The 13,777-nt window shown below is 42.6% G+C and carries 15 protein-coding genes; 4 read left to right on the top strand and 11 right to left on the bottom strand.

All coding sequences use genetic code 11. From position 1 onward, the window contains the following. Positions 1-280 precede the first annotated feature (280 nt). From FTV37_RS10305 to FTV37_RS10295, 3 genes are all read right to left on the bottom strand, one after another. Entirely contained in the window at positions 281-1,234 is a 954-nt protein-coding gene (locus tag FTV37_RS10305) for a 2-hydroxyacid dehydrogenase (protein ID WP_180063782.1), read from the bottom strand. Positions 1,235-1,331: 97 nt separating this feature from the next. Beyond that, positions 1,332-1,523, bottom strand: coding sequence for a hypothetical protein (locus tag FTV37_RS10300; RefSeq protein WP_078189765.1), 192 nt, complete (start codon positions 1,521-1,523; stop codon positions 1,332-1,334). A gap of 124 nt (positions 1,524-1,647) precedes the next feature. Next, positions 1,648-2,919 (bottom strand): alpha/beta fold hydrolase, encoded by a 1,272-nt coding sequence (locus FTV37_RS10295; RefSeq protein WP_180063787.1) that lies wholly within the window; start codon positions 2,917-2,919, stop codon positions 1,648-1,650. A 116-nt stretch (positions 2,920-3,035) separates the two neighbouring features. On the opposite strand from FTV37_RS10295, the gene FTV37_RS10290 reads away from it, so the two are divergent. After that, positions 3,036-3,812 (top strand): class I SAM-dependent methyltransferase, encoded by a 777-nt coding sequence (locus tag FTV37_RS10290; RefSeq protein WP_180063781.1) that lies wholly within the window; start codon positions 3,036-3,038, stop codon positions 3,810-3,812. 9 nt (positions 3,813-3,821) lie between these two features. Then, positions 3,822-4,397: a hypothetical protein gene (locus tag FTV37_RS10285; RefSeq protein WP_306670359.1), complete on the top strand. Its 576-nt coding sequence runs from the start codon at positions 3,822-3,824 to the stop codon at positions 4,395-4,397. Between the two features lie 139 nt (positions 4,398-4,536). On the opposite strand, the gene FTV37_RS10280 is transcribed toward FTV37_RS10285, so the two are convergent. The 3 genes from FTV37_RS10280 to FTV37_RS10270 all read right to left on the bottom strand — a co-directional run bounded on the left by FTV37_RS10280 (position 4,537) and on the right by FTV37_RS10270 (position 6,883). Then, complete coding sequence (locus FTV37_RS10280) at positions 4,537-4,947, bottom strand: GFA family protein (protein ID WP_180063780.1); 411 nt, start codon at positions 4,945-4,947, stop codon at positions 4,537-4,539. 73 nt (positions 4,948-5,020) lie between these two features. After that, on the bottom strand, positions 5,021-6,226 hold the full coding sequence (locus FTV37_RS10275; protein ID WP_180063779.1) for a TIGR03862 family flavoprotein: 1,206 nt from the start codon (positions 6,224-6,226) through the stop codon (positions 5,021-5,023). 6 nt (positions 6,227-6,232) lie between these two features. Then, positions 6,233-6,883 carry an SAM-dependent methyltransferase gene (locus FTV37_RS10270; protein WP_180063785.1) on the bottom strand — a complete coding sequence of 217 codons (651 nt, stop codon included), beginning with the start codon at positions 6,881-6,883 and terminating at the stop codon, positions 6,233-6,235. Positions 6,884-6,966: 83 nt separating this feature from the next. Between FTV37_RS10270 and FTV37_RS10265 the strand changes: the two genes are divergently transcribed. Further along, positions 6,967-7,152, top strand: coding sequence for a DNA gyrase inhibitor YacG (locus tag FTV37_RS10265; RefSeq protein ID WP_180063778.1), 186 nt, complete (start codon positions 6,967-6,969; stop codon positions 7,150-7,152). 94 nt (positions 7,153-7,246) lie between these two features. On the opposite strand, the gene FTV37_RS10260 is transcribed toward FTV37_RS10265, so the two are convergent. The 5 genes from FTV37_RS10260 to FTV37_RS10240 form a co-directional block, all read right to left on the bottom strand. Next, positions 7,247-7,891, bottom strand: a complete 645-nt coding sequence (locus FTV37_RS10260; protein ID WP_180063777.1) for an MBL fold metallo-hydrolase — start codon at positions 7,889-7,891, stop codon at positions 7,247-7,249. A 20-nt stretch (positions 7,892-7,911) separates the two neighbouring features. After that, positions 7,912-8,925 (bottom strand): ferrochelatase, encoded by a 1,014-nt coding sequence (hemH, locus tag FTV37_RS10255; protein WP_180063776.1) that lies wholly within the window; start codon positions 8,923-8,925, stop codon positions 7,912-7,914. 65 nt (positions 8,926-8,990) lie between these two features. Further along, on the bottom strand, positions 8,991-10,019 hold the full coding sequence (locus FTV37_RS10250; protein WP_067764038.1) for a DUF4062 domain-containing protein: 1,029 nt from the start codon (positions 10,017-10,019) through the stop codon (positions 8,991-8,993). Positions 10,020-10,140: 121 nt separating this feature from the next. Beyond that, entirely contained in the window at positions 10,141-11,025 is an 885-nt protein-coding gene (gene murI / locus FTV37_RS10245) for a glutamate racemase (protein ID WP_180063775.1), read from the bottom strand. Positions 11,026-11,073: 48 nt separating this feature from the next. Continuing rightward, positions 11,074-11,682 carry a DUF1285 domain-containing protein gene (locus tag FTV37_RS10240; RefSeq protein WP_180026641.1) on the bottom strand — a complete coding sequence of 203 codons (609 nt, stop codon included), beginning with the start codon at positions 11,680-11,682 and terminating at the stop codon, positions 11,074-11,076. A gap of 194 nt (positions 11,683-11,876) precedes the next feature. Between FTV37_RS10240 and FTV37_RS10235 the strand changes: the two genes are divergently transcribed. Continuing rightward, positions 11,877-13,589, top strand: coding sequence for an electron transfer flavoprotein-ubiquinone oxidoreductase (locus tag FTV37_RS10235; RefSeq protein WP_180002900.1), 1,713 nt, complete (start codon positions 11,877-11,879; stop codon positions 13,587-13,589). Positions 13,590-13,777 lie beyond the last annotated feature (188 nt).

Below are 13,777 nucleotides of genomic sequence, written 5' to 3'. Positions count from 1 at the left end.
AGCAAGTAACTTGGACCAGTGTTGATCATTTAGCATTGTTCGAGGCATAGCGAGTGTAAAATTGGGTTTGGCGATTTAATTTTACTATCTCGCTATTTTTTTAATCAACAAATGTCAACAGACCCTAGTACATAACTGTACCATGCCCAAGTGATGCATGCGGTAAAGAGAATCAGCATGCAAAATAATCTTAAACTTTTTTTATTGGCAAGATCGACCTGCATAGACATTCCTATTTATACGGAGCTTTGTTCAAAAATAATATTCCTTAAACTCGATTTTAATTGACCTGTCGAATAACCATCCCCGCTTTAAAGGCCTCTACATTTTCCACCAATTGCTGCACAATGCGTTGTCGCGCATCGACGCTGCCCCATGCACTATGTGGGGTAATGATTAAATTTGGAATACTTGGGTCGAGCAGCACATTACCCTGCTTGGGTGGCTCAACCGTCAAGACATCGGTTGCTGCGCCTGCGATCGTGCCTGATTTTAATGCCTCAGCTAAGGCAGTTTCATTGACAACACCACCTCGTGCGCAATTGATCACAAAGGCCGATGCTTTCATTTGAGCCAAGCTTTCATGATTGAGTAAATCACGGGTTTCCTCTGTTAAAGGACAATGCAAACTCAGAAAATCGACCTGCGCTAGCATCTCAGAAAATGCCACACGCTCAGCTGCCATAGGTCGATTCGGTAGCGCACCAATCATAATTTTCATGCCAAAAGCTTTAGCCAAATGTGCCACGGCTTGCCCCAATTCGCCATAGCCGACAATCCCCAAAGTCTTACCAGCCAACTCAATAATTGGAAAATCCAGTAAGCAGAACTGATCCGCTTTTTGCCAATCTCCCTGTTGGACCGCCCGATCATACTGTCGAAAGGATGTCGCCAAGTTCAACATTAACATCAAGGTATGCTGTGCGACCGCAGCGGTGCCATAAGCTTGGCAATTACACACCACGATGCCTTGTTGCTGTGCGTGTACAAGGTCAACGTTATTGGTGCCAGTAGCAGAAATCAAGATCAGTTTTAATTGCGGATTGAGCTGCATGTGCTCAGCATTGATGTGTACTTTATTGCTGATAATCACATCAGCCCCTTGTATGCGCTGAGCAACCTCTGCAGCCGTTGTTGCGGGATAGAGCGTCAAGTCATCAAACTGTGCTTCTAGTCCGCTAAAATCTAAGTCCTGTTTATCTAGAGACTGATAATCTAGAAATACCGCTTTCATGGCTGCTTCCCTTCTGGCCGATTATAAAGATTCGATTGTGAATGATTAAAACCTGTGATGCACCAAAGTGCAATCGAACAGCATATAAAAAAACCCGCTATTTCGCGGGTTTATCGAGATGATGTTGCAGTGAATTTCGAATTTTGAGTATGACATAAATGGTCAGTATCGTAAGTAACAACATACTGCTGCTAAAAATCAGTATGCTTGAACTAACCCCCTGTGCATAGGCTGAACCCATGGTCAGCACTAAGATGAATAATACAGCAAGCATCTGCGTTGAATGCATACTGATACCCCTCATATTCCTTATGATGTTCTGGGCAGTATGATTGTTTTTTATACTACCTTTCTCTCATCATAATCCCTTCCTACAAATTAGCAAGCTTTGGATTTTCAAACAAATGCCGAGCTTAAATCTGTTCGGGCTGCACCACAAACTGGCAAGATGCATCGGCGTTTTCGACAAAGAAGACTTGACCAAATTCATCGCTACTCAAACGCAGTTCTTTATAGTTGAGCGTGTAATAGCCCACATATTTCTGCATTAAAATCGGATGCATACCTGTCGCCAGTTCATCTTGAGCTAAGACCAATTTCATTACCTGACGGTCATTCATCACCACCATGTAACGCTCATCTTGGACTTGTACGTATACCAGACCTGTGCCCTTGGGCTGCAAAGGGATCAAAAACTTGTGATTCAGTGCAATCACACCGGCTGCATAGCTTTCAATTTTTTGGCTAATCACGTTAAACACTAAACCATGATCAAACTGGTCGAGTAACAGGTTACGATTATCCTGTGGCACAAAAGTTGTGATCCCCAACTTTTGCAGATCTTGCTCACTGACTTGTTTGTTATTAAACAATACTCGTAATAAGGTCTGCTTTTGTTTGGCATCAAAAAATTGTGGATCAAGCTGAAACGAATTACTTTTTAAAATTTCACCCAAGGCATCACGATGGCGAGTCAGCAAATTTTCGATGACTTTTCGATAGTAGAATTTGCTGTTTTTCTTAACCCGACGCATTTTTTGATAAAAATACGGCGCATCAAAAGGATGTCTCAAGAAATCATTTAACAGTTCTGAACTCGCCAATACCGCAATGGCATCATGCCCTGTAAACGGCAGATGCAACACATGCACATGCGGAATTAAAGCCTGTAGTTTTTCAAAGTGAGCGCGATCTTCTGGACAATAAGGATCATACACAACGATATATTCGCGTGTAGTCGATACATCTTCAGCAAGTACTCGCATATTGGCATGCAGATTAGGTTGAAAGAACATGCCATAGCGTGTATCGACAATGTCTTCAGGGTCTATGGAGAACTGTGGCACCATACTCACCACGCGCTGGAATCCAAATAAATTGGCATACTTAATGGCTGCATAGCCACCCATGGAACCACCATAGGCAATTCGCAGCTCAAATTGCTCTAGGATCGGCTTGATGGCTTGATACATCGGTTGCATTGACGATGCTGGAAACCACGATTTTTGTTTCGGCATCACACCGATCACATTAAAATCATATTTTTGCAAAGACTTCTCTGCATTGATGCTCAAGCCCTTGGCGCGGGTAATCAAATCACCGAAGGAGAAAATAAGCTCACGAGAACTGCCAGGCTGAAAAATGACACGAATTTGATCATCTTCAAAAATGATGTGCTTTTCCATTGTACTTTGCTCCAGTCCTTGTTGCGTCACGCTTTTCCTTCCTTGTTGCATTCAAAGTTTATCTTGTTCCAAATATGCTATTTTATAGAGGCCATACAGATTAAAAAGTGCAGAATATGACACATTCAATACATCCTGCCGCACAACAAGGCTTTAGCTCAGCAGCTGAACTCTATCAACAAGCCCGCCCTGACTACCCGATTGAAATCATTGCATGGCTACAACAACATTTAGCTTTAGCCCCTCAAGCCCATCTGGTGGACTTAGGCTCAGGTACAGGAAAATTTCTCGAGTATATTCGTCCACTCAGTGAAAATATCACCGCAATCGAACCTGTGCATGAAATGCTGCAACAATTGCAGAAAAAACATCCGCATATTGCAACTTTATCCGCCAAAAGTGATCAGATTCCACTGCATGATCATTCTGTAGCAGCCGTATTTTGTGCTCAATCTTTTCATTGGTTTGCCACACCTGAAACCCTCAATGAAATCAGTCGTATCTTAGTCCCCAATGGTGATCTTGTATTGATTTGGAACCAACGTGATATTCAAGTCAATTGGGTCAAACAACTCGCTGATGTCTTGAGTGAACTCGAAGGTGACACACCACGTTATCATAGTGGGCAATGGCAAAAAGTGTTTGAGCAGCAGCAAATATTTAAATTAATTGCCGAAACCACCTTTCAACAATTGCATCATGGTACAGTGGAACACGTGGTTTCCAAACGATTATTGTCCACCAGTTTTATTGCAGCGCTAAGCACGGATGAACAACAAAAACTGAAACAACAATTTGAAAATATCGTGGCTGAATCAACCCAAAAGACTGCACAGGATTTGATTGATTTCCCCTATATCACGCATGTCTACATCTTTAGAAAAACACATTAGGACACGATTATGCTCATGCCTATCTCTTTTAAAAAACTCAGTGTCATCTTCCTCATGGGTACAGTCTTAGGACTCACTGCATGTGAAAAATCATCAAAAACAGTGGAACAAAATAGTGAAATCAGTTCCGATGATCAAATCATGAAAGAGCTGAGTAGTGATCCTATTAAAAACTTTGCCAAGACCCCAGATGATCTACACGACCTCACGCTTCTGACGCAATATGACGAGAGCTTTAGTCAAATTAGCGATGAGATGGAAGATGAGCTGATGAAACTGCGTGAGGAAGGCAAACTCACTGATGAATTTGCTACACAGCGTAAGCGTGACAACATCCAGTCAGCACTGAATATGCTCAAAGAACTCGAAATGAAAACTGAACAAGGCCGTTACATTCAAGGCTTGATGTACCAGTACTGGGACAATCAATCACAAATTTATCGTGAGAAAAATCAAACAGCCGATGGTGAGTTGAAAAATCCTAGTGATAGTGTCAAAGGTCTCGGTCAGTTTATTCATGCTCAAGAACAATTGGGACATTGGCAAGAACAATATCCTGAACTACAAAAAACTCGACAACCCTAATCATCCACCCTGTTGCAATCTATGCACCCAAATTCAACATGGATGAATGAGAAGGTAACACGAGCTAAAAGACACAAACTAAACTCAACTTCAAGGGCACATCCATGCCCTTGATGTTATTGCTCAATCTTGATTTTCGCTATGGTCGTTCAGCATATTGTGGTAAATCATCATGAATACTGTCCCATTCTGCTTTTGAGCTGACGAATATATGGCAGACTGGTACTTGCTGTATGGGTGTATCCAGTGTTCCTATACGTAAGCGATAGTAATCCGGGGTATCGGTTTTAATACTCATAATTGGTGAACCACATTCCCCACAAAAACAACGCTGTGTGGTTGGTGAAGATTGAAACTTTTTCAATACCTGTTCACCCGACACAATTTTGAAATCTGCTTTGGCTATTGGAGCATTGGTCGCAAATGCCGTACCATTGGCTTTTCTGCACCGAGAACAATGGCATTGCATGATCTCACCGATCGGACCATTGATCTCATAACAAACCGCTCCACACAAGCAGCTTCCGGTATATTGTTCTTGTACGCGCATAGTGGTCTTTCTTAGAAGAATTTCATCTCAAAATATCACAACTCCTCAGCAAGATTGTGACAATTTGAAGCGCTTAGCTCTGCAAAGAAACCAGATAGTTTTGAACCCCTTCACCCGCTGCTCGACCGGTCGCAAGGCATGCTGTCAGTAAATAGCCTCCAGTAGGCGCATCCCAATCCAACATTTCACCGCAAGCAAATACTGCAGGATTGCTCTTCAATTGTAACCCATCATTTAGGACTGAACGCTTCACACCACCTGCGCAGCTAATCGCCTCATCTATCGGGCGAAATCCATCAAGGTGAATATCTAAATGTTTAATTTTCGCAGCAAGTAAGGCAGGTTCATGCCACAAAGATTTATCCACCAGTTCACGGACCAGCGCAGCTTTCGCCGCATCTAAACCGGCTTTACGCCAAACATTGGTTAAAGACTGCTTCTTCGAAGGCTGTAGTTTCTTTGCCAATTGCTCAACACTTTGATCTGGCAATAAGTCCAAAGTTAGCTGCATGGGCTGAGCAGATTTCACCTGTTGACGCAGTGCTCGACCTTGTTTGTAGATCAATCCACTTTCCAGTCCATAGTGTGAAATGATGATATCGCCTTGGGTCGGCTCGGCTTGATCGACCCATGCATTGACCCGCTTTAAAGGCTGTCCAAAAACGGGTTGCATGAACTTCGACCAAACACGTTCCACACCAGCATTACTGGCCTGAAAAGCTTCAATGCTCTCAGGCTGTAGCCATTTTTGCCATGCGCCATCACTGCCTAAACGTGACCAAGACACAGCCCCACACGCCATAATAATCGCATCAAAGCCAAGCGCTTGATTTGATCCATCAACAAGGTTTTGAATTGTCAGCTGATTGGACTGTAAGTCCAAAACTTGATGTCGATAATGAAACTGTACCCCGTCTAGACTAAGACGTTTTAACCATGAACGCAGTAAAGGCGCAGCTTTCATTTCAATAGGAAAGACCCGACCCGATGAACCAATATAGGTTTCAATGCCCAACCCCTTCATCCATTGTTGAATCCATGCTGCATCCCACTGCTTAACCCATGGACTCAGCCATTCCACTTGATCATAGCGCTGCACAAATTGTTCAATGGGTTCTGCATGCGAAATATTCAGCCCCGTCTTGCCCGCCATTAGAAATTTACGGGCTGCCGATGGTTTTTGCTCATAAACATGAATGTCATAGTCAAATTGGCTAAGCACTTCCGCCGCCATCAATCCCGCAGGACCTGCCCCAATGATTGCAATACGCTGAGTCATGCCCAATTATTCCGCAGATGCTTCGGTGGGTTGCTTACCTTGTAGCGGCTGAAAATCATCAAAACGTGTGGTGTAATCTACAGGCTTGGTAATGATTAACTGCTGACAGAGTTCACCACGTTCTAGATATTTAATCTCAAAGTGTGTACGTGCTGAAGTCTCTGCAATGCGTTCTTTGACAAAAGGTAGCTTCCAAACATCAATTAACTGCTGCTGCGCTTCCTCAATATATTCAGGAATATTACTGGCCAAGGTAATCTGACCACCCGGCTGCAAACGCGACAATAGAAATTCAAAAAACGGCATATTTAACCAGCGCTGTGCAGGATTATGCGGTTCAGGGTTGGGATACAGAATAAAGAATTGCTGTACTTGCGCAGGATGTAAGGCATGTACAACCCAAGGAATTGCATCTGCATGAACAGGGCTAAGATTTTGCTGCCCTTCAATTTGATGCTGTTTTTGCATTGCCAGAAATTTTTCACGTGTACGCTCAACAGCAATCAATTGAAATTCAGGGTGATTGGCTGAAAATAAGAATGCGTGTTTACCTTTACCAGCCCCAATTTCCACACAAATCGGTGTGGAATCAATCGGCTGAAAATCACGGGGAGCTCGCATACGCTGCGCTTGAAATTGACGAATAGGCATAAACAGATCAAACTAAACAGAACGGCATAAGTCTAACAACTGCGACTGTATTTGCCTAATTGAATCATCCGTTTTTGCTGGAGTTAAGCATGCCCACCACCATGAATTGTCCACGCTGCGGCAAACTCACCACATGGGAAAACAATGAATATCGTCCGTTTTGCTCAGATCGCTGTAAATTGATTGATCTCGGTGCATGGGCCAATGACGAATATCGCCTGCCGACACAAGATGCACCTCAGGCCGATGGTGGCCGTGAAGAAGATCAATTCTAAGGACTCAAGTGCATAAACCTATTTTTTAGGTAAATAAAAAAGGAATCCGTTTGGATTCCTTTTTTTGTTAATTCAATTTTCTCTATCTTGTTGCTTAACCCGCTTTACCAGCAACGAAAGGGTTATGTTGTTTTTCATAACCAATCGTACTCATTGGACCATGCCCTGAAATAAACTGGGTGTCATCCGGCAAGCTAAAGCATTCACGCTGAATGGAGTCGAGTAATTGTTGATGGTTACCACGTGGAAAATCTGTCCGGCCTATCGAGCCTTTAAATAACACATCCCCCGTCCAAAGCACGGCATATTTTGCGTTATAGAACATGACATGACCCGGTGTATGCCCCGGTGCAAAACGAACTTCAAACTCTTCTTCACCCAGCTTCAAAGTTTCGCCGCCTTCCAACCATTGGGTCACATGGACATTTTCAGGGATCGGGAAACCGTATTTCGCAGAAACTTCCTGAATCATGTCCAACCAAAACGCATCTTCTTTATGCGGGCCAATCACTGGAACATTCCAAGCTTGGGTTAATGCCCCAACCGCGCCTGCATGGTCTAAATGGCCATGCGTTAACCACAAGGCTTTGACCGTTAAACCAAGCGCTTCAACTTCAGCTTTTAATTTTTCAGGCTCTCCCCCTGCATCAATCAAGACCCCTTCTTTCGACTCAGAGTCCCAAACAATGGAACAGTTTTGTTGAAATGTCGTGACGGGAACGATTTTAACTTGCAACATAGGGCGACAACCTCAAGGCGTTAATGGGCTAATGTTTGCTTTAAGGCATCAAGATTAGCTTGAAGTAACAAATTGAGCAATGCGACATGATCATCCCGCGCGTTTAATGCAGGAATATAACCATATTCACCACCGCCTGCAGCTTGGAAAATTTCAGCATTTTGCAGCGCCAACTCTTCTAGCGTTTCCAAACAATCCGCTGAAAATGCAGGGCTCATAACCTGTACCGATTTCACGCCTTGTTTGCCCCATGCGTCCAAAGTGGCATCAGTATAAGGTTTCACCCATTCTTGCTTACCAAAGCGAGATTGGAAACTGATTTCATATTGATCTTCAGTTAAACCAAGCGCTTGCGCGACTAAATGTCCTGTTACACGGCAACGGTCAGCATAGGGATCACCCTTGTCGGCATAAGGCTGTGGAATGCCATGAAAAGACATCAATAACTTATCCGCGACCCCATGCTCCGCTTGATAATCACGCACACTTTGCGCTAAAGCTTGAATAAATAGCGGGTGCTGATAGTAATCACGAATAATGCTCAGACCCGGTAAATTACGCTGCTGTGGAATCCATTTAGCAATGGCATCGTATAAAGGTGCCGTAGATGTTGCTGAATACTGTGGAAACAACGGAAATAATAGAATATGGTCTTGAGGCTGCTCAGCCAATTGCGCTAAAGCGGCAGAAATCCCCGGATTACCATAAGTCATGGCCGGAATCACATTCAGTTCAAATTCTGGATATTTTGCTGTGAGATGCTGTTTTACTGCGGCGACTTGCTCAAATAAAATTTCACGCATGGGCGAATCATTACCCCAAACCATGTCATAAGCATGTGCAACACGTTTAGGGCGAAATGGCAAAATAAACAAACGTAGAATGATTTGCCATATCGGTTTCGGGATTTCAATCACCCGCTGATCTGACAAAAACTGTTGCAGAAAACGACGCACTGCGGGCACAGTTGGCGCATCAGGCGTACCTAGATTCGCCAGAATAATGGTGACTTTAGCTTTCTCGACAGGCAACATTACGCTTTTTCCATCAATTTGAATGACGCTAATGTAGCAGCTTTTTATCCATTTAATAAAATTGATTAATATGCAGATTTAAATTGAAAAACTCGATCATTATCAAGCAAATTACTTTCTAACAATTTTTGACCTTTACTGGTTACTTGCCACAACATCCGCTGACGGTCATCTCGGCCATTGGGCACAATCCAGTCATTCTGCCGCATCTGGCTTTTAATGCTGTGTAAAGCACGAATATTCACTTGTGCCCGCGCAACCGCATGAGCACGTGGCATCTCAATACGTGCATCATCCAGACCTGTTTCATTCAAAAACTCATTCATACGTTTAGAGAAGAATTCTTCAGGGGTTGGATTAACAAAGGTTGCGCCTAAAATCGACAAGAGCTGCGCCCACGTCATTTTCTTCTGTACTTTTAATTCTTTGAAATTACCATCTTGATAAGCGTGCATGCGGTATTCAAATGAAAATAGTTCATGCATCGACACTTTTGGTAAAGATAGGAATGGATCAACTTCGCGTTTTCCAGACTCTGTTTCGAGTTGAACTAACTGGGCTTTTAAACGATCAATTTCATCATGTAAAGCTTGAGTATTCTGTGGGCGTACCCAACCTGTAACAGGATAGCGTTCTAGCATTTGTGGCATGTTCAATCGAACTGCCATTTCTAAATCACGCAAACTACGATAGGTAAAAACTTGATCGACTTCATTTTGTAATAGTTTTCTAAATTCTTTAAATTTTTCACGAAGTTCAGGTTTAGCATCATGTAACGCATCATCACGTGAATCTGGATCATCATGCATAAACACAATGACGGGTTTTTGCTTGGTCACCGCATAGATGTATTCAAGGTGCATATAGCCCACACCAGACACAGACTGCTCACCGTATTGACTACCCAATAAAATCATCACATAGTCACAATCGTCAATTTGACGACGTGCAAAAGCAGTGCTCAATGGTGTGCGTTGTTCTAGCCCCCATGAGAAAAACCCCATTCCCACAAGCGTCTGAGCCAAAATGATCCGTTCTGGCTGCATTTCGCTACCAGATGTGGAAATGAATACTTGATAACGCTTATCGAGCATTAGTGATCCTCTCCCGCTGCATAACGCACTCAGCATCGAATTGATCTTAGCTGGAAAATGCGACATGACTACCCCAATAAAAAACTAATTTTTTCATTTAACGTTGTCCAAAATGACTGATTTAGTCTTCTGAACTTATAAGTCCGATGTTGGCAATGTTCCAAGAAATATCATCTTGAATCAGGCGCGCCACAACCGGTTTTAAATTTTCCGCATTATTGCCACTGACATAGCATTCTATACGCAAACAATTTTCTCTTTTCTGATCAAATAATAACTCATTTTTAATCAAAATTCGGGCTGTTTGTCGTGCAACTGCAAAACCTGAGTCAATTAATGTCAGCTTCTGACCAAAAATATACTGAATTGCCGATTTTAGGAAGGGGTAATGTGTACATCCAAGCACTAAATAATCTGCACCGACATCTACAACTGGCTGTAATATCTCGGTTAATGTCTGCAGGCAAGGCTCAGTCATTTGCGCACCTGCTTCAACAAAGGGCACCAATTCCAGACTGGTCACTGACAAAACTTGCACCCCTGCAGGTTCAGCAAAACGATGCATCACATCTTTAATCAACTTTCCACGAAATGTCGCAGGGGTTGCAAGAACAGCCACTGTTTTACTTTTTGTTTGCAGAACGGCAGGCTTTAACGCAGGAACTAAACCAATAATGGGGAAGTTCTCCCCATAATGTTCACGCAAATAATCCAAACTAAAAGCAGATGCCGTGTTACATGCCACGACAGCGACTTTACACCCCTGACGGTATAACCACTCAATCGCATGTGCAGTCAGTTCACGGATGTCCTGATCTTGACGCGGGCCATAAGGGACATGTGCCGTATCTGCAAAATAAACAATCCGTTCATTCGGTAAATAACGTGCGATTTCCAATGCAACAGATAAACCACCAATACCTGAGTCAAATACCCCAATAGGCGCATCAGCAGTCGCTTTTGGCATGGGTACATTTAAGGGGTAAATGGGATGAATGGCGGTCATAGGGTCACTTATATATTGTTCAGAATGACAAGGTGGAAAGCTTAAACCTCAGGTGCCTAATTGCAAGTGCAAATCGCCACTTTGTAACACTAAAATGGACTCCCCTTGCTCATTTTCAAGCAGCTCACCCATCTCGACTAAATGAAAAAAAGCTGCACGTTGAATTAAGGCATTTATACCAAAACGAACATGCACATAAGGACGTAGTTCACCCTGATATTCACGCATAAAAATCGGATGTTCATCATCCACAACAATCACGTCTTGTGTTGTGGTCGTAAACTGGATATAGCGCTTGTTTTCTAGCTCAAGCGTATCGACTTGATTAACAAATAAAGGCTCATCTTCCACCTGTATTTCAATTTGTTCCACAGGGGTTTTTAAATAGAATTTCCCATCTTCTTTCCAAAGCACGGTTGAGAACAGATCAATGAGTGCTTGCCGCTTGATCAATTGACCATCGTGCCACCATTCTCCATTGGCTAAAACCTTCAAATCCATTGCACCACAATGCTTTGGATGCCATTGATCTAATGGGGGGATTGACCTTTTGTGACCGGACTGTCCATCTTTTAAGTATTGTGCAATGTTCATTAAATTTCTATCATCCCTATTAATGAATTTTTTCGTCGGGTTTTCGTTCAATTGCTGCTTCATCCGCCTAATAAATACCTTAGTGACGGAAAAATAATATGATTCAGCCAATTGGCTAGAACTCGGTTTAAAACTATACTAGCCCACAATATCAAAGACACGATAGAAAAATTGTGTCTGGGCATTAAGAACACTCATGGCAGCACCATTTAAATGAATTGAATGGATGCCACCTTCCGAAATATGAGGAGTCCTACATGGAACACATCGAACGTGAATCGATGGAGTTTGACGTAGTTATCGTCGGTGCAGGTCCTGCCGGCCTATCTGCTGCGATTAAAATTCGTCAACTTGCAATTGAAAATAACCTAAACGATCTGTCCGTTTGTGTCGTGGAAAAGGGCTCCGAAGTGGGTGCGCATATTCTATCGGGTGCTGTGCTTGAACCCCGCGCGATGAATGAATTGTTCCCAGATTGGAAAGAACAAGGCGCACCGTTAAATGTGCCTGTGACTGAAGATAAAACCTTCTTCTTATTGTCTGATGAAAAATCACAAGAAGCACCGCATTGGATGGTGCCAAAAACCATGCATAACGATGGCAACTATGTTATTTCTTTAGGTAACGTGGTTCGCTGGTTAGGTGCTAAAGCTGAAGAATTAGAAGTGTCTATTTTCCCAGGCTTTGCAGCATCTGAAATTCTTTACCATGAAGACGGGACTGTGAAAGGTATTCAGACTGGCGACATGGGTATTGGTAAAGATGGCGAACCAACGCATAACTTTACTCCTGGCTATGAACTGCATGCCAAATACACATTATTTGCTGAAGGCTGTCGTGGTCATTTGGGTAAACGTCTGATTGCTCAGTTCAATTTAGATAAAGATGCTGATCCGCAACATTACGGTATTGGTATTAAAGAACTTTGGGAAATCGATCCTGCTAAGCACAAACCAGGTTTGGTGATGCACGGTGCAGGTTGGCCTTTAAGTGAAACAGGTTCTTCAGGCGGTTGGTGGTTATACCACGCTGAAAACAACCAAGTGACGTTGGGTATGATCGTTGACTTGTCATACACCAATCCACACATGTATCCATTTATGGAAATGCAGCGCTGGAAAACACATCCACTGATTAAGCAATATCTTGAGGGTGGTAAACGTATTTCTTATGGCGCACGTGCGGTTGTAAAAGGTGGCTTCAACTCACTACCTAAATTCACTTTCCCAGGTGGTAGCTTAATTGGTGATGACGCAGGTTTCCTAAACTTTGCGAAAATCAAAGGCTCTCATACAGCAATGAAATCAGGCATGCTGTGCGGTGAAGCTGTATTTGAAGCGATTGCTGCGGGTGTGGAAAAAGGTGGTGACCTTGCCATTGCACGTGTGACTGAAGGTGAAGACTTCTTCGCTAAAGAGTTAACTGCGTACACAGACAAGTTCAACAACAGTTGGTTGAAAGAAGAGTTATATAACTCTCGTAACTTCGGCCCTGCTATGCATAAGTTTGGTCAATGGATGGGTGGTGCGTTCAACTTTGTTGATCAAAACATCTTTAAAGTGCCGTTCACGCTGCATGACTTACAGCCCGACTTCAGCGCTTTAAAAACTGTCGATGCTGCGAACTTCAAACCGAATTATCCAAAACCAGATGGTAAAATTACATTTGACCGTTTGTCTTCAGTATTCGTATCGAATACCGTTCACGAAGAGAACCAGCCTGCTCACTTGAAACTGACAGATGTGTCTATTCCTGTAAATGTGAACTTACCAAAATGGGATGAGCCTGCTCAGCGCTACTGCCCTGCTGGTGTTTATGAAATTATGGAAGAAAATGACGGTTCTAAGCGTTTCCAAATTAACGCGGCAAACTGTGTTCACTGTAAGACGTGTGATATTAAAGATCCATCTCAAAACATTACTTGGGTAACACCTGAGGGTGGTGGTGGTCCTAATTATCCTAATATGTAATCTCTTTTGAGATTGAAATAAACCCGCTTAATGCGGGTTTATTTTTTAATATACAATCACACTCTTTAAATAAATATTATTACAAAAAAACTAATTCCTATAAAAAATCAATTTCATAATTAGTTTATTTTAAATAATTATCAATGTGTCATTTTATATCCATTAGATTTAGATATTTTATAAATAAT

The organism is Acinetobacter sp. YH16042 (genome assembly GCF_013417245.1).
GTDB lineage: Bacteria > Pseudomonadota > Gammaproteobacteria > Pseudomonadales > Moraxellaceae > Acinetobacter > Acinetobacter amyesii.
Note: the sequence above shows the minus strand (reverse complement) of the source record. Positions and strands in the feature narration are given on the sequence as shown.

What these genes read in the sequence shown, in the direction of transcription:
- FTV37_RS10235 (WP_180002900.1), top strand. Translation starts at nt 11,877, where the DNA reads ATGGAACACATCGAACGTGAATCGATGGAGTTTGACGTAGTTATCGTC.
- FTV37_RS10265 (WP_180063778.1), top strand. Translation starts at nt 6,967, where the DNA reads ATGCCCACCACCATGAATTGTCCACGCTGCGGCAAACTCACCACATGG.
- murI (WP_180063775.1), bottom strand. Translation starts at nt 11,025, where the DNA reads ATGACCGCCATTCATCCCATTTACCCCTTAAATGTACCCATGCCAAAA.
- FTV37_RS10300 (WP_078189765.1), bottom strand. Translation starts at nt 1,523, where the DNA reads ATGCATTCAACGCAGATGCTTGCTGTATTATTCATCTTAGTGCTGACC.
- FTV37_RS10290 (WP_180063781.1), top strand. Translation starts at nt 3,036, where the DNA reads ATGACACATTCAATACATCCTGCCGCACAACAAGGCTTTAGCTCAGCA.
- FTV37_RS10280 (WP_180063780.1), bottom strand. Translation starts at nt 4,947, where the DNA reads ATGCGCGTACAAGAACAATATACCGGAAGCTGCTTGTGTGGAGCGGTT.
- FTV37_RS10240 (WP_180026641.1), bottom strand. Translation starts at nt 11,682, where the DNA reads ATGAAGCAGCAATTGAACGAAAACCCGACGAAAAAATTCATTAATAGG.
- FTV37_RS10305 (WP_180063782.1), bottom strand. Translation starts at nt 1,234, where the DNA reads ATGAAAGCGGTATTTCTAGATTATCAGTCTCTAGATAAACAGGACTTA.
- FTV37_RS10260 (WP_180063777.1), bottom strand. Translation starts at nt 7,891, where the DNA reads ATGTTGCAAGTTAAAATCGTTCCCGTCACGACATTTCAACAAAACTGT.
- hemH (WP_180063776.1), bottom strand. Translation starts at nt 8,925, where the DNA reads ATGTTGCCTGTCGAGAAAGCTAAAGTCACCATTATTCTGGCGAATCTA.
- FTV37_RS10250 (WP_067764038.1), bottom strand. Translation starts at nt 10,019, where the DNA reads ATGCTCGATAAGCGTTATCAAGTATTCATTTCCACATCTGGTAGCGAA.
- FTV37_RS10295 (WP_180063787.1), bottom strand. Translation starts at nt 2,919, where the DNA reads ATGGAAAAGCACATCATTTTTGAAGATGATCAAATTCGTGTCATTTTT.
- FTV37_RS10275 (WP_180063779.1), bottom strand. Translation starts at nt 6,226, where the DNA reads ATGACTCAGCGTATTGCAATCATTGGGGCAGGTCCTGCGGGATTGATG.
- FTV37_RS10285 (WP_306670359.1), top strand. Translation starts at nt 3,822, where the DNA reads ATGCTCATGCCTATCTCTTTTAAAAAACTCAGTGTCATCTTCCTCATG.